Annotated in this window: 5 protein-coding genes; all 5 read right to left on the bottom strand. The window is 75.1% G+C overall.

Annotation, left to right across the window (positions count from 1 at the left end):
* Positions 1–15: 15 nt before the first annotated feature.
* Positions 16–888, bottom strand: a complete 873-nt coding sequence (locus ABGB06_RS18085; protein ID WP_347590530.1) for a 3-hydroxybutyryl-CoA dehydrogenase — start codon at positions 886–888, stop codon at positions 16–18.
* Positions 885–1949 (bottom strand): ketoacyl-ACP synthase III, encoded by a 1065-nt coding sequence (locus ABGB06_RS18080; RefSeq protein WP_347590528.1) that lies wholly within the window; start codon positions 1947–1949, stop codon positions 885–887. Before ABGB06_RS18080 ends, ABGB06_RS18085 begins: the two co-directional genes overlap by 4 nt.
* 172 nt (positions 1950–2121) lie before the next feature.
* Positions 2122–3513 carry a crotonyl-CoA carboxylase/reductase gene (gene ccrA / locus ABGB06_RS18075; RefSeq protein ID WP_347590526.1) on the bottom strand — a complete coding sequence of 464 codons (1392 nt, stop codon included), beginning with the start codon at positions 3511–3513 and terminating at the stop codon, positions 2122–2124.
* Between the two features lie 73 nt (positions 3514–3586).
* The gene (locus tag ABGB06_RS18070) at positions 3587–8926 is read right to left on the bottom strand and encodes a beta-ketoacyl synthase N-terminal-like domain-containing protein (protein ID WP_347590524.1); all 5340 of its coding nucleotides are present in this window, start codon (positions 8924–8926) and stop codon (positions 3587–3589) included.
* Positions 8926–26100, bottom strand: coding sequence for a non-ribosomal peptide synthase/polyketide synthase (locus ABGB06_RS18065; RefSeq protein WP_347590522.1), 17175 nt, complete (start codon positions 26098–26100; stop codon positions 8926–8928). Before ABGB06_RS18065 ends, ABGB06_RS18070 begins: the two co-directional genes overlap by 1 nt.
* Between the last annotated feature and the right edge of the window lie 100 nt (positions 26101–26200).

Here is a 26200-nt window from a genome sequence, read left to right as displayed (position 1 = left end):
CAGGTGGTTGGGTGCTCAGGCGTAGGGGTAGAAGCCCTGGCCGGTCTTCCGGCCGAGGTGGCCGGCCTCGATCATCCGCAGCAGCAGCGGGGGCGGCGCGTACAGCGGCTCCTTGAGCTCCTCGTACATGGCCTCGCCGACGGAGGCGATGATGTCCAGGCCGATGAGGTCGACCAGGGCCAGCGGCCCCATCGGATGGCCGCAGCCCAGCACCATGCCCTTGTCGATCTCCTCGGCGGTGCCGCCGCCCGACTCCAGCAGCCGGATGGCGGACAGCAGGAACGGCACCAGCAGCGTGTTGACCATGAACCCCGGCTGGTCGCGGCCGTGCACGGTCTGCTTGCCGAGCTGGTCGGTGACGAACGCCCGGGTCCGTTCCAGGACGTCGGGGCGGGTCCGCAGCGAGCCGACCAGCTCGACGAGCGGCATGGCCGCGACCGGGTTGAAGAAGTGCACGCCGACCACCCGCCCCGGATCGTGGGTCGCCCGGCCGAGCTTGCTGATGGGGATGGAGGAGGTGTTGGACGCGAGGATCGCGTCCGGATCCTCGACGACCCGGTCCAGTTCGGCGAAGACCTCCTGCTTGTCCGCCAGCCGCTCGCGCACGGCCTCCAGGACGAACTGCCGGTTCCGCAGGGCCTTCACGTCGGTCGAGAAGGCCACCCGGGCCAGCGCCGCGTCCCGTTCCGCCTCCGTGATCCTGCCCTTGCGCACCGGCCGGTCCAGCGCCTCGCGCAGCCGCCGCCGGCCCCGCTCGGCCCCGTCCTGGTCCGCCGCGACCACCACCACGTCCAGCCCGGCCCGCGCGCAGACCTCCGCGAAGCCGGTTCCCATCACGCCACCGCCCACGACGCCGACCTGTGTCACCCCGCCGGCCGTCCCGGTCATCGCGCCTCCCCGGTCGGCGACCAGCGCAGCAGGCAGTTGGCCATCGACATGCCGCCGCCGAACCCGGACAGCAGCACCAGGTCGCCGGGCCGCACCGCGCCGCCGCGGACCGCGTCGTCCAGGGCGACCGGCACGCCGGCGCTGCCGATGTTGCCGTAGCGCTCCAGGACCCGGGCGACATGTGCCTTCTGCAGCCCGCAGCGGGCCACCAGCTCGTCCAGCAGCACGCCGTTGGCCTGGTGCGGGACGAAGCAGTCCACGTCGCTGGCGTCCAGGTCGAGGCGGGCCAGCAGCCGTTCCAGGGCCGGCGGCACCTGCTCCATGACGAAGTCGCGGACGCCGCGGCCCTGCATCGTGAAGTAGTGCCCGCCCTCGGCGACCGTCGCCGCGGAGGTCGGCACCCGGCTGCCGCCGGCGCGCACCTTGATCAGGTGCTCCTGGTCGCCGCGGGTGGTCAGGTCGGTGGCGAGGATGCCGGTCCCCTCGGCAACCTCGCCGACGACGGCGGCCCCTGCGCCATCGCCGAGCAGCACCGAGGTGCGGCGGTCGTCGAAGTCCAGGATCCGCGAGTACACGTCGGCCGCGACCACCAGCACCCGGCTGCCGGGGTTGGCGACCACCAGCGAACGGGCCAGTTCGAGTCCGTAACCGAAGCCGGCGCAGACGGCGTTGATGTCGAGGCAGCCGGCCGCGTGCGCGCCGATCAGCTGCTGCACCAGCGCGGCCGTGGGAGGCTGCGGGTGGTCGCCGGTGGAGGTGGAGACCAGTAACCGGTCGACGCCGTCGGCAGGCACGCCGGCCGCGGCCAGCGCCCGGGTGGCGGCGCGCGCCGCCAGATCGGAGGTGGCCTCGTCGTCCGCGGCCCACCGGCGGGCGCGGATCGCGGTCTTGCGGCTGATCCACTCGGCCGTGATCTCCGGCACCCGGGCGGCCACCTCCTCGTTGGACACCTCGCGCGCGGGCACGTAGGAACCAGTCCCGAGGATCCCGACGGAGGGTCCGTTGGCCGGTGGGTGCATGGTGCTCCTCGTCGTCTCGCCGGTCATCCTCTCGCCGGTCATCGTGTCGCCGGTCCTCATGAGGAACCAGTCCCGAGGGCCCCGACGGAGGGTGCGTTGGCCGGTGGGTGCATGGTGCTCCTCGTCGTCTCGCCAGTCCTCGTCTCGCCGGTCCTCATCTGGCCAGTCCTCATCTCGCCGGTCCTCATCTGGCCAGTCCTCATCTCGCCGGTCCTCATCTCGCCGGGGTCTCGGCGGGTCCGGCGGAGAGCCCGCGCAGCGGGTTCAGCCCGTCCTCGCCGATGCGGTCGCGCGTCTCCTGGTCGGTCACGCCCAGGCCGGTGCGGGGGGCGACGCAGAGCACCGCGATCTTGCCGAGGTGGCGGTTGGTCTGCACGAGCCGGCAGGCCTCGGCGACGTCGGCCAGCGGGTACACGGCGGACATGGTGGGCACGATGCGCCCCGACTCGATGAGCCGGTTGCACTCCCACGCCTCCTGGAGGTTGGCGATGTGGCTGCCGACGATCCGCTTCAGCCGCATCCACAGGTAGCGGTTGTCGAAGACGTGCTGGTAGCCGGTGCTGGAGCCGCAGGTGACCACGGTGCCGCCGCGCCGGGCGACGAAGACGGAGATGCCGAAGGTGGCCCGGCCCACGTGCTCGAAGACGATGTCCGGGTCGCGCCCGGCCCGTTCGCGCACCAGGGCGCCCAGCCGCCTGCCGATCTTGAGCACCTGGTCCGGATCGTCCGCCGGATCGCCGGTCAGCCCGATCTCCTCGCGGTCGATGACGATCTCGCAGCCCAGCCGGCGCACCACCTCGGCCTTGTCCGCCGAGCCGACGACGCCGACCGGGATGCCGCCGCCGTTCCGCACGAACTGCACGGCGTAGCCGCCAAGGCCGCCGCCGGCGCCCCAGATCAGCACCACGTCGCCCTGCTTCATCCGGGCGCCGTGCTCGCCGACCAGCATCCGGTAGGCGGTGCCGGCGCACAGCGTGGTGCAGGCGGCCTCCTCCCACGTCAGATGCCCGGGCTTGGGCACCAGCTGGCTGGCCCGCACCACCGTGAACTCGGCGAGGCCGCCGAAGTTCGTCTCGAAGCCCCAGGCGCGCTGCTCCTCCCCCAACATGCCCTCGGCGTGGGTGGCGGGCTCCTGGTCGTCGATGTAGGCGGGGCTGACCACCACGTGGTCGCCCACCTTCCAGCGCCGCACCCCGGAGCCCACCCGGGCGATCACCCCGGCGCCGTCCGACCCCACCACCTGGTGGGGCAGGTCGTGGCGCTCGGCCCAACCGCCGGTCCTGGCGAACCGCTTGAGGAGCTGGAACGTCGGGAGCGGCTCGAACATGGCCGACCAGACGGTGTTGTAGTTGACGGCGCTGGCCATGACGGTCACCAGCACCTCGTCGGGCGCCAGCTCCGGCATCGGCACCTGGCCGACCCGCAGGGACTTCCGCACGTCCTTGTCGTCGACGCCGCGGAACAGGTCCACGTCCTCGATCCGCAGGTGCGCCGCGGTGTACCTGTCGGGGACGGGCAGGCGCGCGATCTCCTCGCTGGGCGCGCCGGCCAGCACTGCTTCTGACAGCGGGCTCAACGGGGGGCTCATCTGGGTCAACGGGGTCATGCCATCACTCTCTTCTCCGTCTGCGGGCGTTCCTCGTTTCGGGTGGGCGGACGTCCCGCTCGCGTCCGCGCGGTCATGGCCGCGACTCCAGCGCGGCGCGCATCCGGTCGGCGAGCGCCCCGACGAACCGGGGGTCGAGCACCGACCAGTGGTCCCCCGGCACGGCGACGGCCCGCACGCCGTCCCGGTAGAGCGGGGCGGCGGAGCGCAGCAGCCGGCGCCGGGAGCGCGGGGTGAGTCCGGCCTTGAAGACGACCGCGCCGCAGTCCACCGGGCGCGGCACATAACGCAGCAGGGCGCGCACGTTGGCGTGGTAGACCCGGACGTACTCCTCGCCGAGATGCGCCAGCGGCCCGCCCGCGGGGTCCGCGTTCTCCGGCCGCACGCCGGCCAGTTCCAGGCCGGCGGCCACGTGCCGGGGCCGCAGGAACGGCAGCGCGGTCTGCGCGCGGGACATCAGGGTGCCGGCCAGCAGCGCGGGCCGGACGCCCAGCGGCAGGCCCCAGGTGTACGGCAGGAAGCCGTCCACGAAGAGCAGCGGCTCGACGCGCTCGCCCCGGGCGAGGAGTTGGCGCGCCATCTCGTGGGCGACCATGGCGCCGAGCGACCAGCCGCCGAGCCGGTACGGGCCGTGCGGCTGCACGGAGCGCAGCAGCGCAAGGTTGTGGCGGGCCGCCGCCTCGAACCGGTCGAACGGCTCCGCGTCGTCGTGCAGCCCCGCCGCCTCCAGCCCGTAGACCGGCTGGTCCGCGCCGAGCAGCGGCGCGAGGTTCCGGTAGCAGAGCGAGGTGCCGGTGCCGGGCGCGGCGAGGAACAGCGGCGGCCGCGGGTTCGCTTGCGCTGGCAGCCGCGCACCGGCTTGCGCCGGCAGGTGCAGCGGCAGGAGGCCGCGCGCCGGGCGGGTGGCGGATCGGCCCTCCGTTCCGGGCTCGGCCCTGCGGGCCAGGCCCGCGGTCGGGCCGGTGCGCGGCGCTGGTTCCGCGCCGGGAGCGGCTCCGGCGTTTCCGCCGGGCCCCACTCCGGTGCCCGGCACCGGCCCGGCGGGTCCGTGCGGGCCGGTATCGGGCGCGGTGACGTCGCCGCGAGCCGATGTCTCCCCCGCGGGCCCGGGGGACGGGTCGCCTCCGGCGTCCGGGCCGGTGCGTGAGTCGTTCTCCGGCTCTGCTCCGGTGGGCAGGGCGAGGTGGGTGAGGGTGGCGAGGGTGGGGGAGGCCACGAGGTCGGCCAGGGCCACCCGGACGCCGGTGAGTTCACGGACCTTGCCGAGGAGTTGGACGAGGGCGAGGGACTCGCCGCCGAGCCGGAAGAAGTCGTCGTCGGGGTGGGCCGCGGAGACGCCGAGCGTGCGCCGCCACAGCTCGGCCAGCTGGCCGGCCGCGCCCTGCCGCGCCAACGTGGTGGGCGGCCTCGGCTCGGCGGCCGGGCTCGGGGCGGTCACCCCGGTCGGCGTCCCGGTCGGCGGGGTCGCCGGCTGGAACTGGATGGTGACCGTCTGGCGGGCGAGCTCGTGCTGCGGGTCGCGGAACCGGTCGGGGTCGGCCAGGCCGGCGACCAGCACGGCGGCGGCGGCTCGTTCGGCGGGACTGGCGGCGACGCAGGCGAAGCCGGCCTCGGCGAACGCCTTGGTCCAGCCGGCCGCGTCCGGCGGTCCGGGCCGGCGCGCGCCCTCGTCCGGGTCCCCGTCCGGGTCCGCGGGCTCCCCACCGGGGCCGGCGAGACCCCAGACCAGCGGCGCCCATCGGTCGGTGGCGACGGGTTCGACCAGGCAGAGCACGCCGTCCCTGCGGACCAGCCGGCCCAGGTTCCGCAGCACGGCGGGCGCCGAGGGCGCGAGGTGCACCGTGTCGCAGGCGACGACGAGGTCGTAGCTGCCCGGCACGAGGCCGACGCTGGCCGGGTCCGCGGTCAGGTCGAACGCGCGGATGCGGACGGACGTCTCGCCGCGCCGTTCGGCCTCCTCCCGGAGCGCGGTCACCCGCGCCGGGTCGGCGTCCGTCGCGTCGTAGGTCAGCGGTCCCGTGCCGGCCAGCGCCGGGGCCAGCCGCCAGGTCAACTCGCCGTGACCGGCCCCGACCTCCAACACCCGGAACGGCCCGTCGGGCTGGCCGGTCCGGTCGGCCCGGCCCGCCCGGCTCGCCCGCCAGGCCGTCAGCGCGCCGGGCAGCGCGGCCAGGCAGGTCGCGGTGTCGCCGAACGCGACCTCGTTGTCGGCGAGGTGGGCGCGCGGCGGGGTGTCGCCGCCACGGAGCAGGTCCGCGGGCGGGACGCGGCCCGCGAAGACGTCGGGGTAGCCGGCGACGCAGTGCTCCAGCAGCCGGCGGACGCCGGCCAGCTCGCCCAGTTCCGCCGCGCGGCCCAGCGCCGCCCGTACCCGTTCGTCGAGGTCGTCGACCGCTGTGAGGCGCTCGTCCGGGCCGGTGAGCCAACCCTGTTCGACCAGCAGCGTCACCAGGTATCCGGCCAGGGCCGGCAGCCGCCGTTCCGGGTCGAGCGCGGCGGCGAGGTCGCTCCTGCTGGTGGCGTGGTCGCCGTTCGCGCCGAGGCCGGTCGCGTCGCGGACGAACCGGCCGGCCAGGCCGGCGGCGTACGCGTCGAGCGCGTCGGTCAGGTCGGGCCGGTCGGCGATCCTGGGCCGGTCGTCGGCGGGCCAGGTCAGGGCGTTGGCGACCGCGGGGGCGGCCGGTTCGGGGTCGGGGGCGTGGGCGCTGAGCGCGGCCGTCACCCTGGTGCCGGCGGCGATGAGTTCCTCGGCCAGTTCGGCGGCCCGGGCCGCCGTCTCGCCGTAGACGACCATCCCGGCGGGAACGTCCCGCGGGGCGGGCCTCGCCGGCCGCGTGGGCAGCGGCCGGGAGTCCAACGGCACGGGCGGCAGCGAGCACGTGGTGGGGCGCTCGGTGAACAGCGGCTCCCAGTCGACGGGGAGGCCCGCCGCCCACAGCCGGCCCAGCCCGTCGAACAGGGTGCCGCGCCGCGGTTCGGCGGAGCGGCCCAGCAGCGGGATGCCGACATGGGCGTCCGTCCAGTCCGGATGCCGGCGCAGCCCGCCGGTCAGCAGCTGTCCGGGCCCCACCTCGACCACCACGTCGCATCCGGTGGCCAGCAACGCGCCCATGCCCGAGGCCAGCCGCACGGTGTGGCACATCTGGTCCGACCAGTAGTCGGGGTCGCGCAGCCGCTCGGGATCGACGAGGTCTCCGGTGAGGTTGGACACCACGGGAAGCTCGGCCACGCCGGACGGCACCCGGGCGAGTGCGGTGCGCAGCGCGTCGCCGACCGGCCGCATCTGCTCGGTGTGGCCGGCGGCGGGGGCGCGCAGCAGGGTGCTGTCGAGCGACCGGCGGGTCAGGTCGCCGGTGAGCCGTTCGATGGCGTCGGCGGATCCGGAGAGCACCAGCTGGCCGGGACCCTCGGTGGCGACCGCGATGTCGCTGCCGGCCAACAGGTCCGCCACGTCGGCGTGTTCGGCGTAGACGGCGAGCATCCGGCCCGGCGGGATCCGCTCGATGGCGCGGGCCCGCGCGGCCACCAGCTCCAAGCCGGCACGGAGGTCCCAGACGCCGGCCAGCGCGGCGGCCGCGTACTCGCCGAGGCTCTGCCCGAGCAGCGCGGTGGGCCGCACCCCCCAGGCGAGCAGCTGCTGGCCGAGGCCGTAGGAGAGGGCGAACAGCGCGATCTGCTGGACCATGCTGTCCCGGGCGGCGGCCTCGTCCGCGTCCGGGCGCAGCGCGACGCTGAGGTCGACGTCCCAGGCGCTCCTGGCCCGGCCCATGGCCTCGTCGAAGAGCTCGCGGAACACCGGGAGTTCTGCGTAGGCGGCGGCCGCGGCGCCGGGGTAGAGGGCGCCGTGGCCCGGGAAGACGAAGGCGGCCCGCACGTCGGCTCTGACGTGGGTGCCCGGTCGGCCCGCCTCGTCGCGCAACTCCGCGGCGGCGGCGTCGAGGTCCTCGGCGACGACGCTCACCCGGTGCGGCTGCGCGGTCCTGCCGTGCACCAGGGTCCAGGCGGCGGCGACCGGGTCGGGCGCGGCGGCGCCCTCGCCCGCGGGGTCGATGCGGTCGGCGAGTTCGGCGCGCGCCCGGCGCAGCGCGCCGCCGGACGGGGCGGAGAGGCAGAACACCCGGGGGCCGCTGCCGGACACCGGGCGCGGCGGGCTCTCCAGCACGGCGTGCGCGTTGGTGCCGCCGATGCCGAACGAGCTGACGCCGGCGAGCGCGGGCCGGTCGTCGGGCAGCGGCCGGGTCTCGGTGATCACCCGGAACGGCGAGGTCTCCAGCTCCAGCTTCGGATTGGGCCGGGAGAAGTGCAGCGTCGGCACCAGTTCGCGGTGCTCCAGCATCAGCGCGGTCTTGATCAGGCCGGCGACGCCGGCCGCGGCGCTGGTGTGCCCGATGTTGCTCTTCACCGAGCCCAGCCAGCAGTAGCCGACCCGGTCGGTAGCGGAGCGGAACGCCGCGGTGAGTGCCGCGACCTCGACGGGGTCCCCGAGCTGCGTCGCGGTGCCGTGCCCCTCGACGTAGGTCAGGTCGGCAGGGTCCACCTCGGCCTGGCCCAGGGCGAGCCGGATCACGTCGCGCTGCCCGGTCAGTGAGGGCGCGGTGTAGCCGATCTTGTCCTTGCCGTCGTTGTTGACGGCGGAGCCGCGCAGCACGGCCATGATCCGGTCGCCGTCGGCGAGCGCGTCGGCGAGCCGGCGCAGCACCACGGCGCCGGAGCCGTGGCTGGGCACGGTGCCGGTGGAGTCGGCGTCGTAGGAACGGCAGCGCCCGTCCCGGGACATGACGTGCCCCTCGGCGAAGACGTAGCCGCCGGGCTGCGGCAGCACCAGCGTGCTGCCGCCGGCCAGCGCCACGTCGCACTCGTAGTTCCGCAGGCTCTGGCACGCCTGGTGGGTGGCCACCAGCGAGGTGGAGCAGGCGGTCTGCACGGTGATCGCCGGGCCGCGCAGCCCGAGCTTGTACGCGACCCGGGTGGCGAGGAAGTCCTTGTCGGTGCCGAGCACCCGGTTCAGCAGGCTGGTGTCCTCGGCGGCGTCGAACGCGCTGAGCGGCGAGTCGCAGCCGGCGAAGACCCCGATCCAGCCGGGGTGGTTCGCCGGCCGCACCCCGGCGTCCTGGAGGGCGGCGAGGCAGACCTCCAGGAACACCCGCTGCTGCGGGTCGATGGTGCGGGCCTCGCCGGGGCTGTAGCCGAAGTGGTCCCAGTCGAACGCCTCGCCGCCCGGCACCACGCCCCGGACGGGCACGAACTCCGGGTGCCGCAGCAGCCCGTCGGGGACGCCCACGGCGCGCAGCTCCCCCGGGCCGAAGCGGCTGAGCATGTCGGTGCCCGTCCTGAGGTTCCGCCAGAACGCGGCCAGGCTGGGGGAGCTCGGCATCCGGCAGCCCGCGCCGATGATGGCGATGGCGTCTTCCATCACTCGTCGCCCTCTCGTGAAGAACTACCGCGTGACTCAGCACCGCGTGACTCAGCACCGCGTGACTCAGCACCGCGTGACTCAGCACCGCGTGACTCAGCACCGCGTGACTCAGCACCGCGTGAACGTCCCCCGCCGCGCGCCGCCTTCGCGCGCCGCACCCGGGCGGCGATCGGATCGGCGTCGTCGCCCGCGTCCCCGGGCCCCGCGGTCCCCGCCGGGCCGCCGGTGGACAGCGGGGTGGTCCCGGTGCGGCCCGCGGGGCCCGCGGCCGGGGTGGACTCGCCGTCGAGCCAGCGGGCCAGGCCGCGGACGGTGGGGAACTCGAACAGCCGGAAGATCGGCAGCCGCCGGCCCAGCGCCGCCTCGAGGCGGGACTGCAGCGCGGCGAGGAGCAGCGAGTTGCCGCCGACGTCGAAGAAGTTGTCCTCGGCCCCGACCTCGTCGACCGACAGCACCTCCGTCCAGACGGAGGCGACCCGGCGTTCCAGTGCGGACTCGGCCGCCGCGCCCCGGCCGCCGGCGGCCCGGCCGCCCGGCTCCGGCGCGGGCAGCGCGCGCCGGTCCACCTTGCCGCTGGGGGTCAACGGCAGCGCCGGCAGCAGCCGGACGTGCGACGGCACCATGTGGTCCGGCAGTTCGGCGGCGACCGCGCGGCGGACCGCCCACTCGTCCAGGTCCGCCCGCTCGTCCGGCACCAGGTGGGCCACCAGCCTCCGGTCGCCCTCCCGCGGCTCCCAGACGGTGACGGCGGCCTGCCGGACGCCGGCGACCCGGCGCAGCGCGGACTCGATCTCGCCCGGTTCGACGCGGAAGCCGCGCACCTTCACCTGGTCGTCGGCCCGGCCGAGGAACACCAGCCGGCCCTCGGCGTCCCACCGGACCACGTCCCCGGTCCGGTACACGCGTTCGCCCGGCGGACCGAAGGGACAGGCCACGAAACGCTCGGCGGTCAGCCCGGGCCGGCCCGCGTAGCCGCGGGCGAGCTGCGCCCCGGCCACGTACAGCTCGCCGGCGACGCCGGGCGGCACCGGGCGCAGCGCCGCGTCCAGTACGAGAACCCGGGTGTCCGGCAGCGGGACGCCGATGGGCGGCACCGGGTCCCGGCCGGTCAGCGGCTCGCTCATCGCCGCGCAGACGGTGGTCTCGGTCGGCCCGTAGGCGTTGAGCACCCGGCGTCCGGGCAGCCAGGCCGCCAGCACCTCGGCCGAGGCCGCCTCGCCGGCGACCACCAGGCCCGTGAGGTCGGGAAGGCCCGTCGGGTCCAGGGTCCGCAGCACCGAGGGCGGCAGCGTGACGTGGCTGATCCGCTCGTCCCGCAGCACCTCCGCCAGCTCCCGGCCCACCAGCCGGCCGCCCGGTCGGGACACCAGGGTGGCGCCGGCCGCCACGCTCACCACCAGCTCCGAGACGGCGGCGTCGAAGCTGGGCGAGGCCCACTGCAGGATCCGGTCTCCCGGCCCCACGCCGAAGCCCGCGACCTGGGCCGCGGCGAGCGCCCCGACGGCGCCGTGGGTGACCTCGACGCCCTTGGGTCGGCCGGTCGAGCCCGAGGTGTAGATGACGTACGCGGCCTGGTCGGCGCGGACGGCGACCCCGGGGTCCGTGGTCGGCTGGTCGGACAGGTCAGCGTCGCGCGCCCACGCCTCGTCGAGCACCACGACGGGCGCGGCGTCGCCGAGCATGAACGCCGCCCGCTCCTCGGGGTAGGCCGGGTCCACGGGCACGAACGCGCCGCCCGCCCTGGCCACCCCGAGGACGGCGGCGACGAACACCGGGGAGCGTTCCAGCCGCAGCGCCACCCTCCCCCGGGCCCTTGAGGGCCCGGGAGGTGCCCCCAGCTCGGGGCCGACGCCGCGTTGGATCAGTTGGTGCGCGATCCGGTTCGCCCAGGCGTCGAGTTCGGCGTACGTCCACGAGTCGGTGCCGGAGGCCAGGGCGACGGCCTCCGGCGACCGCGCCACCCGGCGGGCGAACAGTTCGGGCAGGGAGGCGGCCCGGTCCGGCAGGGCGTCGCCGCCGGTGCTCCACGCCGCGAGCGCGGCGCGTTCGTCCGGGGTGAGGATCTCGGCCTCGCCGAGCGGCGCGTCGGGCGCGGCGACCAGGGCGCGCAGCAGCTGCTCCCAGCGGGCGACCAGCGTCGTCACCGTGTCCCGGTCGAAGAGGTCGGTGGCGTACTCGACCAGCCCGGCGAAACCGGCGGGGGTGCCGTCGTCGGCCAACCGCTCGCTGAGCGCCAGGTGCAGGTCGAGCCGCGCCGTCCCGGTGCTGACCAGGGCGGGGCGGGCCCGCAGCCCGGGCAGTTCGAAGCCGGGATCCGCGTCGTTCTGCACGGCCAGCGAGACCTGGAACAGCGGGTGGCGGGCCATCGACCGGGCCGGGTTCAGCACCTCGACGAGATGCTCGAACGGCACGTCCTGGTGCTCGTAGGCCGCCAGGCTCGCCTCCCGGACCCGCCGCAGCAGTTCGGCGAAACTCGGGTCGCCGGAGGTGTCGGCGCGCAGCACCCAGGTGTTGACGAAGAAGCCGACCAGCTCGTTGAGCGCCTCGTCGGTGCGGCCGGCGATGGGCGAGCCGATCGGCACGTCGGTGCCGGCGCCCAGCCGGGTCAACAGCGCGGCCAGGCTGGCCTGGAGCGCCATCGACACGGTGGCGCCGTGGGCGCGGGCCCGGGCGGCGACCGCCGCGTGCAGTTCCGCGTCCCAGCCGAACGGCACGACGTCGCCGGCGTGCGACGCCCGGGCCGGCCGGGGCCGGTCGGTGGGCAGCTCGATCGCCTCGGGCAGGTCGGCGAGTTGCTCCCGCCAGTACGCCAACTGCCGCGCGTACAGGCTGTCCGGGTCCTCCCGCCGGCCGAGCAGCTCCCGTTGCCACAGCGTGTAGTCCGCGTACTGCACCGGCAGCGGCGCCCAGTCCGGCGCCCGGCCGGCGGACCGTGCCCGGTACGCCGCCACCAGGTCCCGGGCCAGCGGGCCCATCGACCAGCCGTCGGCGGCGATGTGGTGCAGCACCAGCACGAGGGCGTGGTCCTCGGCGTCCACCTCGAAGAGCCAGCAGCGCACCGGGATGTCGGCGGCGAGGTCGAAGGCGTGCCGGGCGGCCCGTTCGACCTCCGCCGGCAGCTCGGCCTCCGGCACCCGGCGCCGCTCCCACGGCAGGTCGAACGACTCCGGGAGCAGGGCGCGTTGGTACGGCTGTCCCGCGACGTCCCGGAACACGGTCCGGAGCGCCTCGTGCCGGGCGAGCACGTCGCCGAGCGCGGCGCGCAGCGCGTCGGCGTCGAGCCGGCCGGACAGTCGCAGCGCGAGCGGGATGTTGTAGGTCGCGGACGGGCCCTCCATCCGGTGCAGGAACCACAGCCGCTGCTGGGCGAACGACACCGGCAGATCGTCGGGTCGTGCCATCGGCGTCAGCGCGGGCCGCAGCGGCGCCGCCGAAGCTGCAGGAGCCGCCTGGGGCGCGTCGGGCGCGTCGGGCTCATCGCCGAGTCGGGCGGCGAGTTCGGCGACGGTCGGCGACTCGAACAGCGCCCGGACGGGCAGTTCCACGGACAGCGCGGCGCGGATCCGGCTGACCATCCGGGTCGCCAGCAGGGAGTGGCCGCCGAGTTCGAAGAAGTCGTCGTCGATGGTCACCGCGCTCGCGTCCGGCAGGCCCAGCACCTCGGCGAACAGCCCGCACATCGCCTCCTCGCGCGGGGTGCGCGGCGCCCGGCCGCCGCCCTCGCCGGTCCCGTAGTCGGGGGCGGGCAGCGCGGCCCGGTCCAGCTTGTCCCTGGCGGTCAGCGGCAGCGCGTCCAGCACCACCACGGCCGCCGGCACCATGTACTCCGGCATCCGCTCCGCCACCCACTCGCGCAGCGCCGCCGGCAGCTCCTCGCCGGCCACGCCCGGCTCCGGCACGACGTAGGCCACGAGCCGCCGGTCGCCGGGACGGTCCTCGCGCGGCACCACGGCGGCCCGGTTCACACCCGCGTGGTCCTGGATCACCGCCTCGATCTCGCCGGGTTCGATGCGGAAGCCGCGGAGCTTGACCTGGTCGTCGGCGCGGCCGGCGAACACCAGCCGGCCGGCGGCGTCCCAGCGGACCACGTCGCCGGTGCGGTACATCCGGGTCCCGGGCGGGCCGAAGGGGCAGGCCACGAACCGCTCCGCGGTCAGGCCCGCGCCCACGTAGCCGCGCGCCATGGCGTCACCCGTGACGTACAGCTCGCCCGCGACGCCCGCCGGCACCAGCCGCAGCGCCTCGTCCAGCACGAACACCCGGCTGCCCGCCAACGGCGAGCCGACCGGCAGCGACGGCGCCGCCAGCTCCGCGTCCCCGATGAACTGGCGGGTGGCGAAGACGGTGTTCTCGGTCGGGCCGTAGCCGTTCACCACGGTCAGCGCCGGGTAGGCGGCCCGCAGCCGGCGGACCGACTCGGGGGAGACCACGTCGCCGCCGGTCCACACCTCGGCGACGCCGGCGAAGCACTCGACCTGCTCCTCCACCATCAACGAGAACAGCCCCGAGGTCAGCCACAGCGCCGAGACCTCGTGCTCGACGATGGTCCGGGCCAGCGCGGTGGGGTCCACGCGGCCGGTCTCGGCCACCACCATCGCGCCGCCGCCCAGCAGCGGCACCCACATCTCGACGGTCAGGGCGTCGAAGGTGTGCGGCGAGTGGAACATCATCCGTCGCGGCGCCATGCCGGCGAAGCAGCGGTCCAGGGCCATGGTCGCCGTGTTGCCGTGGGTGATCTCCACGCCCTTGGGGCGCCCGGTGGAGCCCGAGGTGTACATCACGTACAGCGCGTTGTCCGGGCGCACGGCCACGCCCGGATCGGCGCTCGGGTCGGTGGCCGGGTCGGTGGCCGGGAGTCCGGAGGGGTCCGCGTCGTGCGGGAACTCCTCCATCCACGCCGCGTCCAGCACCACGACGGCGTTGGCGTCCGCGAGCAGCAGCGCCACTCGTTCCTCCGGCCAGCTGGGGTCCACGGTCACGTAGACCCCGCCCGCCTTGGCCACGCCCAGCAGCGTGGCCACCAGCGGCGCGGAGCGCTCCAGCAGCAGCGCCACCCGCCGGTCGGGGCCCACCCCGCGTTCGACGAGATGGTGCGCGATCCGGTTCGCCCAGGCGTCCAGTTCGGCGTAGCTCCAGGACCGGTCGCCCGCGACCAGCGCCACCGCGTCGGGCGTCTCGGCCACCCAGCGGGCGAAGAGTTCGAGCACCGTCGTGTCCGACGCGCCCGGCACGCCCTCCCCGGTGCCCCAGCGGTCCAGCCGGACCAGCTCCGCCGGGGCGAGGATCCCGGCTCGGCCGATCGGCGTCCCGGGCGCGGCGACCAGTTCGCGCAGCAGCCGCTGCCAGCGGTCCAGCAGGGTCTCCACCGTGCCGGCGTCGAAGAGGCTGGTCGCGTACGTCACCATCCCGCCGATGCCCGCCGGCGTGCCGTCGGGGGCGGTGCGTTCGGCGAGGGAGAGGAACAGGTCGAACGGCGACGCGTCCTGGGTCAGCGGCTCCGGGCTCACCTGGAGCCCGGGCAGCTCGAAGTTGGGCCGGTTGGTGTTCTGCAGGGCCAGCGACACCTGGAAGAGGGCGTGGTGGGCGGTCGAACGCGCCGGGTTGAGGGCCTCCACCAGATGCTCGAACGGGAGGTCCTGGTGCTCGTAGGCCGCCAGGCTCGCCTCCCGGACCCGCCCCACCAGTTCGGCGAACGTGGGGTCGCCCGAGGTGTCGGCGCGCAGCACCCAGGTGTTGACGAAGAAGCCGACCAGGTCGTTGAGCGCCTGGTCCATGCGGCCGGCGATGGGGGCGCCGAGCGGGATGTCCGTGCCGGCGCCCAGCCGGGTGAACAACGCGGCCAGGCCGGCCTGCAGCACCATCGACACCGTGGCCCCGTGGGCGCGGGCCAGCTCCGCGACGGCGGCGTGCAGTTCCGCGTCCCAGTCCAGGCGGAGGGTCTCGCCCTCGTAGGAGACGACCACGGGGCGGGGCCGGTCGGTGGGCAGCTCGATCGCCTCGGGCAGGTCGACGAGTTGTTCGCGCCAGTACGCCAACTGCCGCGCGTACCGGCTGTCCGGGTCCTCGCGGTCGCCCAACAGCTCGCGCTGCCACAGCGTGTAGTCCGCGTACTGCACCGGCAGCGGCTCCCAGGCGGGCGCCCGGCCGGCGGACCGCGCCTCGTACGCGGTCATCAGGTCCCGCGCCAGCGGCTCCATGGACCAGCCGTCGGAGGCGATGTGGTGCAGCGCCAGCAGCAGCACGTGCTCCCGCGCGCCGACGTCGAACAGCCGGCAGCGCAGCGGGATGTCGGCGGCCAGGTCGAAGGTCTCGTGCGCCGCCTCGTCCAGCGCCCCGGCCAGCTCGTCCTCGGCCACCCGGCGCCGCTCCCACGGGAGCACCACGTCGTCGACGGGGAGGATCCGCTGGTGGGGCTCGCCGTCGCGTTCCTCCACGACGGTCCGCAGCGCCTCGTGGCGGCCCAGCACGTCGCGGACGGCGGCCAGCAGCGCGTCGGCGTCGAGGTCGCCGGACAGCCGCAGGGCCAGCGGCATGTTGTAGGTCGCCGACGGGCCCTCCAGCTTGTGCAGGAACCACAGGCGCTGCTGGGCGAACGACACGGGCAGGAGGGCGGGCCGCCGCATCGGCACCAGCTTCGGGCGCACGTCGTCCGCGTCGGCCGTCGCCTCGTCTCCGTCGATGAGCTCGACGAGTTGGGCGACGGTGGGTGCCTCGAACACGGCGCGGACCGGGAGTTCCGTGCCCAGCACCGCGCGCATCCGGCTGATCAGTCGGGTCGCCAGCAGGGAGTGCCCGCCGAGCTCGAAGAAGCCGTCGTCGATGGTCACCGAACCGACGCCCAACACCTCGGCGAACAGGCCGCAGAGCACCTCCTCGCGCGGCGACCGCGGCGCCCGGCCGCCCGCCTGCCCGGCCACGTAGTCCGGCGCCGGCAGCGCGGCCCGGTCCAGCTTGCCGTTCGCCGTCAACGGCAGCGCGTCCAGCACGACGACCGCCGCCGGCACCATGTACTCGGGCAGCCGTTCCGCGACCCGCTCCCGCAGCACCGACGGCAGCCGACCCGCCGCACGCGCACCCGCCGGCGTGTTGGTCAGCATCCGGGTGTCGGCGGGGTGCTCGTACACGCCCGTCACCACCCGCCCGGGCACCAGGCCCGGCAGCACGACGGCGTCGAAACGGTCCGGCGCCTCGGCCGACCACGTCGGCAGCACCGTCACCCCCCGCTCCCGACCCCAGCGCCTGAGGTCCTCGGGGTCCGCCGCACCGGACGTCTCCCCGGCCAGCCGGGCGTTGGGGATGCCCGCCATCCGCATCGGCTCGCCGGCCCACCGCTCCAGGGTCTCCGGGCCCGCCCACACCACGGCCGACGCGCGGCCGGCATCCACCGGCTCCACCGGGCCCTTGTGCAGGACGACCTCGTACCGGTGCTGGGTCAGCTCGTTGCGGTACCCGCCCTCCTTCAACCGGACGTCCACACCACCCGCATCGACCCGGGCGGCCCACACCGCGAAGAAGCCGGGGTCGACCACCAGCTCCTTCTCCAGCAGCACCGCCCGCTCCACCGCGGCCCGCACCGCCCGCTGACCGTCCCGCGGATACCGGGCGCGGTGCACCGCCTCCCAGAAGAGGCGGACGGTCCGGGCGTTGCGCACATCGCCCACGACGATCCGACCGCCCGGCGCCAGCAGCCGCCACGCGGTGTCCAGCACCCGCTCCAGGTACTCGGCGTCGGGGAAGTACTGCACCACCGAGTTCAGCACGACGGTGTCGAAGAAGCCCTCGGGCAGCCCGGACGCGTCGTCCGCGCCCTGGCAGCGCAGCTCCACCCGGTCGCCGAAGTCGGCCCTCGCCACCTGGGCGCGCAACCGCTCCACCATCACCCGGGAGAAGTCCGTGCCCCAGTACGCCTCGCACTCGGGCGCGATCCTCGCCAGCAACAGGCCGGACCCGACGCCGATCTCCAACACCCGGCGGGGCCGCCACTCCTGGATCCGACCCACCGCCGAATCCCGCCACGCCTCCATCTCCCCCACCGGGATCGGCTCACCGGTGTACGAGCTCTCCCACCCCGTGAAGTCACCGCCGAGCGCGCCGCCGGCCTCGCCGTACATGACGTCGTAGACCTCTTGCCACTCCTCCACCTGCTCCTCGACCTCGTCGGCGGCCACCGCCAACTCCGGTACGACGTAGGCGACGAGGCGGCGGTCGCCCGGGGCGTCCTCGCGGAGCACCACCGCGGCCCGGGCCACGTCGTCCCGTTCCCGCAGCACGGCCTCGACCTCGGCGGGCTCGATGCGGAACCCGCGGAGCTTGACCTGGTCGTCGACCCGGCCGAGGAACACCAACCGGCCGGCCGCATCCCACCGCACCAGATCCCCGGTCCGGTACATCCTCTCGCCCGGTCCTCCGAAGGGACACGCCACGAAACGCTCCGCGGTCAGCGCGGCGCGCCCCACGTAGCCGCGCGCCAGTCCGCCGCCCGCGACGTACAGCTCCCCGGGCACGCCGGGCGGCACCGGCCGCAGCGCCGCGTCCAGCACGAACACCCGGCTGCCGGCCATCGGCGAACCGATCGGCAGCGACGGGGAGTCGAGGTCCGTCGCGGCGACGAAGTGGCGCGTGGCGAACGTGGTGGTCTCGGTCGGGCCGTAGCCGTTCACCACGGTCAGGCCCGGATGCGCGGCCGTCACCCGGCGGACCGACTCGGGCGGGACCACGTCGCCGCCGGCCCACACCTCGGCGACGCCGGCGAAGCAGTCGGGGCGTTCCTCCACCATCAACGAGAACAGGCCGGCCGTCAGCCACAGCGCCGTCACCCGTCCCTCGGCGACGGTGCGGGCCAGCACGGCCGGGTCCAGCCGGCCAGATTCGGCGAGCACGACGGTGCCGCCGCCCAGCAGCGGCGCCCACAGCTCGTACGTGGAGGCGTCGAAGGTGTGCGGCGAGTGGAACAGCACCCGCCGGTGCGCCTCGCCGAAGCTGCCGTCCAGGGCCAGATCCGCCACGTTGCCGTGGGTGACCTCCACGCCCTTGGGCCGGCCGGTGGAGCCCGACGTGTACATCACGTACGCCGCGTTCTCCGGACGCACGACGACCGCGGGGGCGCCGGCGGGGTGGGCGTCGCCCAACTCCTCGGCGGCCCACACCTCGTCCAGCACGAGCACTGGCTCGGCGTCGGCCAGCAGCAGGGCCACCCGCTCCGCCGGCCAGCTCGGGTCCACGGGCACGTAGGCGCCGCCGGCCTTCAGCACGCCGAGGATCGCCGCCACCAACGCCGGCGAACGCTCCAGCAGCAGCGCCGTTCGCCGCTCGGGCCCGACGCCCCGCTCGATCAGCTGGTGCGCGATCCGGTTCGCCCACGCGTCCAGTTCGGCGTAGCTCCAGGACCGGTCGCCCGCCACCAGCGCCACCGCCTCCGGCGAGGCCGCCACCCGCCGGGCGAAGAGCTCCGGCAACGCGGCGCCCGCCCCGGTCACTCCCGCGCCGGCGCCCCAGTCGGTCACCAGGTCCCGTTCCGCCGGCGCCAGGATCTCGGCCCGGCCGACTCGCGTCCCGGGCGCGGCGACCAGCTGGTGCAGCAGCCGCTGCCAGCGGTCCAGCAGGGTCTCGACGCTGGCGGCGTCGAAGAGGTCGGTGGCGTACTCGACGACGCCGACCAGGCCGGCCGGGCCGCCGTCCTCGCTGGTCCGTTCCAGGAGCGAGACGAAGACGTCGAACCGCGAGGTGTCCGTCCACGCCGGCTCCGGGCGGACCCGCAGCCCGGGCAGTTCGAAGCTCGGGTGCGCGTTGTTCTGCAGCGCCAGGATCACCTGGAACAGCGGGTGGTGGGCCATCGACCGGGTCGGGTTGAGCACCTCGACGAGATGCTCGAACGGCACGTCCTGGTGCTCGTACGCGGCGAGGCTGGTCCGCCGGACGCGCCGCAGCAGTTCGGCGAACGTGGGGTCGCCGGAGGTGTCGGCGCGCAGCACCCAGGTGTTGACGAAGAAGCCGACCAACTCGTCCAACGCCTCGTCGGTGCGGCCCGCGATCGGCGACCCGATCGGCACGTCCGTGCCGGCGCCCAGCCGGGTGAACAGCGCCGCCAGGCTGGTCTGGAGCACCATCGACACCGTTGCGCCGCTCGACCGCGCCAGCGCCGTCACCGCGCCGTGCAGCTCCGCGTCCCAGGCGAACCGCACGGTGTCGCCCCGGTAGGAGGCGACCGCGGGCCGCGGCCGGTCGGTGGGCAGCGTGATCGCCTCGGGCAGGTCGGCGAGTTGCTCCCGCCAGTACGCGAGCTCCCGGGCGTAGCGGCTGTCCGGGTCCTCGCGGTCGCCGAGCACCTCGCGCTGCCACAGCGTGTAGTCCGCGTACTGCACCGGCAGCGGCGCCCAGTCCGGCGCCCGGCCGGCGGCGCGCGCCGCGTAGGCCGCCATCAGGTCGCGCGCCAGCGGCTCCATCGACCAGCCGTCGCCCGCGATGTGGTGCAGCACCAGCACCAGCACGCGGTCGTCCGGGCCCAGTTCGAACACCGTGGCGCGCAGCGGGATCTCGGTGGCGAGGTCGAAGGAGTGGTGGATCGCCCCGGCCACCGCGCCGGCCAGGTCGGCCTCGGCCACCGGGCGCCGCTGCCACGGCAGATCGAGGGTGTCGGCGGCGAGGATCCGCTGGTACGGCTGCCCGTCCCGCTCGGGGTAGACGGTCCGCAGCGCCTCGTGGCGGGTCAGCACGTCGCCCAGCGCGGCGCGCAGCGCGTCGGCGTCCAACGCGCCGGACAGCCGCAGCACCAGCGGGATGTTGTAGGTCGCGGACAGGCCCTCCAGCTTGTGCAGGAACCACAGGCGCTGCTGGGCGAACGACACCGGCAGCAGGTCGGGGCGCGCCGCCGCCGGGGCGAGCCGCGGCCGGCCGTCGGCGGACCCGTCGCCCGCGCCGTCGAGCCGCTCGACGAGCCCGGCGACCGTCGGCGCCTCGAAGATCGTCAGCAGCGGGAGTTCGACGTCCAGCGCGGCCCGGATCCGGCTGACCAGCCGAGTCGCCAGCAGGGAGTGCCCGCCGAGCTCGAAGAAGCCGTCGTCGATGGTCACCGAGCCGACGCCCAGCACCTCGGCGAAGAGCCCGCAGAGCACCTCCTCGCGCGGCGACCGCGGCGCCCGGCCGCCGCCCTCGCCCGACCCGTAGTCGGGGGCGGGCAGCGCGGCCCGGTCCAGCTTGCCGTTCGCCGTCAACGGCAGCGCGTCCACCAGCACGACGGCCGACGGCACCATGTAGTCCGGCAGCCGCGCGCCCACCCGCTCCCGCAGCAGCGCGGGCAGCGCCGGGCCCCGGGCGCCGGCCTCGGGGATCACGTACGCCACCAGGCGCCGGTCGCCGGGGCGGTCCTCGCGCAGCAGCACGGCGGCCCGCGCCACCTCGGGCTGCTCGCTCAGCACGGCGTCGATCTCGGCGGGCTCGATGCGGAACCCGCGCACCTTCACCTGGTCGTCGACGCGTCCGAGGAACGCCATCCGGCCGGCGGCGTCCCAGCGGACCACGTCCCCGGTCCGGTACATCCGCCGCCCGGGCGTGCCGAACGGGCAGGCCACGAACCGCTCCGCGGTCAGGCCCGCGCGCCCCACGTATCCGCGCGCCAGGGCGCGCCCCGCGATGTACAGCTCGCCCGGCACACCCGGCGGCACCAGCCGCAGTCCGGCGTCGAGCACGAAGACGTCGCAGCCGTCGAGCGGGGCACCGAGCGGCAGCGGGTGCGTGACCTCGGCCGGTGTGTGCATGACGTGGCACATGGCGAAGGTGGTGGTCTCGGTGGGCCCGTACGAGTGCACCATGACGAGGTCGGGGCAGACCTCCATGGCGCGCCGCACCGCGTCGGGGGAGACCACGTCGCCGCCGGTGAACACCCGGGAGACGCCGGAGAGGCAGTCCGGCTGCTCCTCGGCCAGCACGGCGAACAGTCCCGCGGTGATGCCGGCGGCGGTCACGTGCTCGCGGCGGATGATCCGGGCCAGCGCGGCCGGGTCGATCCGGCCCGGCTCGGCCACCACGACGGTGCCGCCGGCCAGCAGCGGCGCCCACAGCTCGTACGTCGACGCGTCGAAGGTGTGCGGCGAGTGGAACAGCACCCGGTCGTGCGCCTCGGCGAAGCCGCCGTCCAGGGCGAAGTCCACGACGTTGCCGTGGGTGACCTCGACGCCCTTGGGCCGGCCGGTGGAGCCCGAGGTGTACATCACGTAGGCGGCGTTCTCCGGGCGCACGGCGACGCCCGGGTCGGTAGCCGGGTAGCGGGACGGCTCGGGTCCCTCCGGCCGCCGCCAGTCCTCGGCCCACGCCTCGTCCAGCACCACGACGGGCGCGGCGTCGGCGAGGATGAACTCCACCCGCTCGCGCGGATACTCCGGGTCGATCGGCACGAACGCGCCGCCCGCCCTGACCACGCCGAGCAGCACCGCGACGAGCAGGGGGGAACGCTCCAGCAGCAGCGCAGCGCGCCGGTCGGGGCCCACCCCGCGTTCGACGAGGTGGCGCGCGATCCGGTTCGCCCACGCGTCCAGTTCCGCGTAGCTCCAGGACCGGTCGCCCGCCACCAGCGCCTCGGCCCGCGGCGCCCGCGCCACCTGGCGGGCGAACAGTTCGGCCAGGGTCTCGTGCGGCGCGAAGGCCGGCACGGCGTCGGCGGTGACGCCGGCGCCCCAGCGCAGCAGGCGCGACGGCTCGTCGGCGGTCAGCGTGTCCAGCCGGCCGACGGGACGGGTGGGCTCCGTGACCAGTTGGCGCAGCAGCCGCCGCCAGCGGTCCAGCAGAGCCGTGACGGTGTCCGCGTCGAAGAGGTCGGTGGCGTACTCCACGACGCCGGCGAACCCGGCGGGCCCGCCGTCCCCGTCGCGGCCCTCGCGGAGCGAGAAGGCCAGGTCGAACCGCGAGGTGCGCATGGTCACCGGCTCGGGCGCGACGGTCAGTCCCGGCGCCTCCAGGGTCGGCAGGGCCTCGTTCTGCAGGGCCAGCGACACCTGGAACAGCGGGTGGTGGGCCATCGACCGGGCCGGGTTCAGCACCTCGACGAGGTGCTCGAACGGGATGTCCTGGTGCTCGTAGGCGGCGATGCTGGCCTCGCGGACCCGGCCGAGCAGCTCCGCGAACGTGGGGTCGCCGGAGGTGTCGGCGCGCAGCACCCAGGTGTTGACGAAGAAGCCGACCAGCTCGTCCAACGCCTCGTCCGTGCGACCCGCGATCGGCGACCCGATCGGCACGTCCGTGCCCGCACCCAGCCGGGTCAGCAACGCGGCCAGGCTCGCCTGCAACACCATCGACACGGTGGCGCCGTTGGCCCGGGCCAGCGCGGTCACCGCGCCGTGCAACTCGGCGTCCCACCGGAAGCGGAAGGACGCGCCGGAGTTGGAGGGTGTGGCGGGGCGCGGCCGGTCGGTGGGCAGCTCGATCGCCTCGGGCAGGGCGGCCAACTGTTCGGCCCAGTAGGCGAGCTGCCGCGCGTACCGGCTGTCCGGGTCCTCCCGGTCGCCCAGCAGTTCCCGCTGCCACAGCGTGTAGTCGGCGTACTGGACGGGCAGCGGCGCCCAGTCCGGGGCCCGGCCGGCGCGGCGTGCCGCGTAGGCCGCCATCAGGTCGCGCGCCAGCGGGCCGACGGACCAGCCGTCCGCCGCGATGTGGTGCAGCACGACGACCAGCACGTGTTCCGCGCCGCCGGTACGGAGCAGCGTGCCGCGGACCGGCGGGTCGACCGCCAGGTCGAACGCCTGGTGCGCGGCCTCGGCCACCGCGCCCGCCACCTGGTCCTCGGTGACGGACCGCGACTGCCAGGGCAGCTGGAATGCGTCGGGACCGAGGACGCGTTGGTACGGCTGGCCGTCGACGTCCTGGAAGACGGTGCGCAGCGACTCGTGCCGCCCGACGACGTCGGCGAGCGCCGCGCGCAGCGCCTCGGCATCCAGCTCACCGGACAGCCGCAGCGCGAGCGGGATGTTGTACGTCGCCGACGGCCCCTCCAGCCGGTGCAGGAACCACAGCCGCTGCTGGGCGAACGACACCGGCAGCGGCTCGGGCCGTACGGCCGCGGTCGCGCACTCGGGGCGCGCCTGGCCGGCGTCCCGGTCGGCGAGGCGGTCGGCCAGTTCCGCGACGGTGGGCGTCTCGAACACGGCGCGGACGGGGAGTTCGGCGCCGAGCACCGTGCGGACGCGACTGACCAGCCGGGTGGCGAGCAGCGAGTGCCCGCCGAGGTCGAAGAAGCCGTCGTCGATGGTCACCGCGCTCGCGTCCGGCAGGCCGAGCACCTCGGCGAACAGCCCGCACATCAGTTCCTCGCGGGGCGTGCGCGGGGCGCGGCCCTGCCCCTGGCCGGCCGTGTAGTCGGGGGCGGGCAGCGCGTTGCGGTCGAGCTTGCCGTTCGCGGTCAACGGCAGCCCTGCCAGCACGACGAACGCCGAGGGCACCATGTACTCCGGCAGGCGGGCCCGCACGCCGTCCCGCGCCTCGGCGACGAGTCGCGCCTCGTCAACGCCGGTCGCCGGCACGAGGTAGGCGACGAGCCGACGGTCGCCGGGCCGGTCCTCGCGCAGCACCACGGCGGCCTGGGCCACATCGTCCCGCTCGCGGAGCACGGCCTCGATCTCGCCGAGCTCGATCCGGAAGCCACGCAGCTTGACCTGGTCGTCCGCCCGGCCGAGGAACACCAGCCGGCCGGCCGCATCCCACCGCACCAGATCCCCGGTCCGGTACATCCTCTCGCCCGGTCCTCCGAAGGGGCACGCCACGAACCTGCCCGCTGTCAGCCCGGCCCGGCCGGCGTAGCCGCGCGCCACGCCCTCGCCCGCGATGTACAACTCCCCCGGCACCCCGGGCGGCACCAGGCCCAGCCCCGCGTCCAGCACGAAAACCCGGGTGTTCGACAACGGAGCGCCGATGGTCGGAGCGGCAGCGTCGTCGTTGAGAGGGGCGAAGCTGGACCAGATGGTCGCCTCGGTCGGCCCGTAGACGTTGGTCACCGATCTGCCGCGCCGCACCAGCTCACGCGCCAGGTCCCCGGGCAGCGCCTCGCCGCCCACCAGGACATCGACTGCGGACAGCTCGTCGTCGGCCGCGGCCACCACCTCGCCCCACAGGCTCGGCGTCGCCTGCACCACCGACACCGCGTGCTTCTCCACCAGCCGCAGGATCTCCCGCGGCTCCTTCGCCGCCCGATCGTCCGCCAACACCACACACCCGCCGGTCACCAGCGGCAGGAACAGCTCCAGACCCGCGATGTCGAACGCGATCGTCGTCGTCGCCAGCAGACTCCGCCCATCGAAGCCCAACTCCGCCATGCTGCACAGGAAACCGGCGACGTTCCCGTGCGCCACCGCCACGCCCTTCGGCCGCCCGGTCGAACCCGAGGTGTACATCACGTACGCCGAGTTCTCCGCACGCACCGCGATCTCCGGACCCGTGGCCGGCAGTCCCGACAGGTCGGCGTCGCGCGCCCACGCCTGATCCAGCACCACGACGGGCTCGGCGTCCGCGAGCACGTACGCGACCCGCTCCTCCGGATGGCCCGGGTCGATCGGCACATACACCCCGCCGGCCTTCACCACGCCCAGGATCGCCGCCACCAACACCGGCGACCGCTCCAGCAGCAACGCCACCCGCCGCTCAGGCCCGACGCCCCGCCCGACGAGATGGTGCGCGATCCGGTTCGCCCACGCGTCCAACTCCGCGAACGACCACGCCCGGTCGCCCGCCACCAGCGCCACCGCCTCCGGCGACTCCGCCACCCGCCGCGCGAAAAGCTCGGGAAGCGAGCCCGCGAACTCGGCGTCGGGGCCGGTCCCGGCGCCCGCCCATTCGGCGAGTTGCTTCCGCTCGGTCGCGGTCAGGAGCTCCGCCCGGCCGATCGACGCCGCCGGCCGGGCGACCAGCTGGCGCAGCAGCCGCTGCCAGCGGTCCAGCAGCGCGTGCACGCTGGCGGCGTCGAACAGGTCGGTGGCGTACTCGACGGAGCCCGCGATGCCGGCGGGCCTCCCGTCGTCGGACAGCTTCTCCCGCAGGAAGAGCGAGAGGTCGAAGCGCGACGTGCCCATGAAGACCGACTCGGGACGCACCCGGAGGCCGGGGAGTTCGAAGCTCGGCTCCGCGTTGTTCTGCAGCGCCAGCGACACCTGGAACAGCGGGTGGTGGGCCATCGACCGCGCGGGGTTGAGCACCTCGACGAGGTTCTCGAACGGGATGTCCTGGTGCTCGTAGGCCGCCAGGCTGGCCTCCCGCACCCGGCGCAGCAGTTCGGCGAAGCTCGGATCGCCCGAGGTGTCCGCCCGCAGCACCCAGGTGTTGACGAAGAAGCCGATCAGCTCGTCCAACGCCTCGTCCGTGCGACCCGCGATCGGCGACCCGATCGGCACATCCGTCCCCGCACCCAACCGGGTGAACAGCGCCGCCAGGCTCGCCTGCAACACCATCGACACCGTCGCGCCGTTGGCCCGCGCCAGCTCCGCGACCGCCGCGTGCAGCTCCGCGTCCCAGCCCAGCCGGACCACGTCGCCGGCGTACGAGGCGACCGCCGGCCGCGGCCGGTCGGCGGGCAGCTCGACCACCTCCGGCAGACCGGCGAGTTGCTCCCGCCAGTACGCCAACTGCCGTGCGTACAGGCTGTCCGGGTCCTCACGGTCGCCCAACAGCTCGCGCTGCCACAGCGTGTAGTCCGCGTACTGCACCGGCAACGGCTCCCAGCCGGGCGCGCGCCCCGCGCACCGCGCCTCGTACGCCGCCACCAGATCCCGCGCCAGCGGACCCAACGACCAACCGTCTGCCGCGATGTGATGCAGCACCAGCACCAGCACGTGCTCCCGCGCCCCGGCCCGGATCAGCGAGGCCCGGATCGGAATGTCCACGGCCAGGTCGAAGGCGTACCTGACCGCCTCCGCCACCGCGCCTGCCACCCCGTCTTCGGCCACCTCCCGCCGCTCCCACGGCAGGTCGAGTCGCTCGACCGTGCGGATCTGCTGGTACGGCTGGCCGTCCACCTCCTGGAACACCGTCCGCAGCGACTCGTGCCGCCCGACCACGTCGCCCAGCGCCGCCCGCAGCGCCTCGGCGTCCAGCTCGCCGGACAGCCGCAGCACCAGCGGCATGTTGTAGGTCGCGGACAGTCCCTCCAGCTTGTGCAGGAACCACAGGCGCTGCTGAGCGAAGGAGGCCGGGATCATGGTGCGGAACCTTTCCTCGTTAGCGACTTGGGGGTGCGGTCCAGGTCACGCGGGCCTGGGGAACGGTTGGGGGAACGGTTGGGGGACCGGATGGGGGAAG

Origin of the sequence: Streptomyces sp. B6B3 (assembly GCF_039871525.1) — a bacterium.
GTDB lineage: Bacteria > Actinomycetota > Actinomycetes > Streptomycetales > Streptomycetaceae > Streptomyces.
Note: the sequence above shows the minus strand (reverse complement) of the source record. Positions and strands in the feature narration are given on the sequence as shown.

Coding starts and splice junctions, on each gene's coding strand:
- ccrA (WP_347590526.1), bottom strand. CDS start 3,513: ATGACCCCGTTGACCCAGATGAGCCCCCCGTTGAGCCCGCTGTCAGAA.
- ABGB06_RS18070 (WP_347590524.1), bottom strand. CDS start 8,926: ATGGAAGACGCCATCGCCATCATCGGCGCGGGCTGCCGGATGCCGAGC.
- ABGB06_RS18085 (WP_347590530.1), bottom strand. CDS start 888: ATGACCGGGACGGCCGGCGGGGTGACACAGGTCGGCGTCGTGGGCGGT.
- ABGB06_RS18080 (WP_347590528.1), bottom strand. CDS start 1,949: ATGACCGGCGAGAGGATGACCGGCGAGACGACGAGGAGCACCATGCAC.
- ABGB06_RS18065 (WP_347590522.1), bottom strand. CDS start 26,100: ATGATCCCGGCCTCCTTCGCTCAGCAGCGCCTGTGGTTCCTGCACAAG.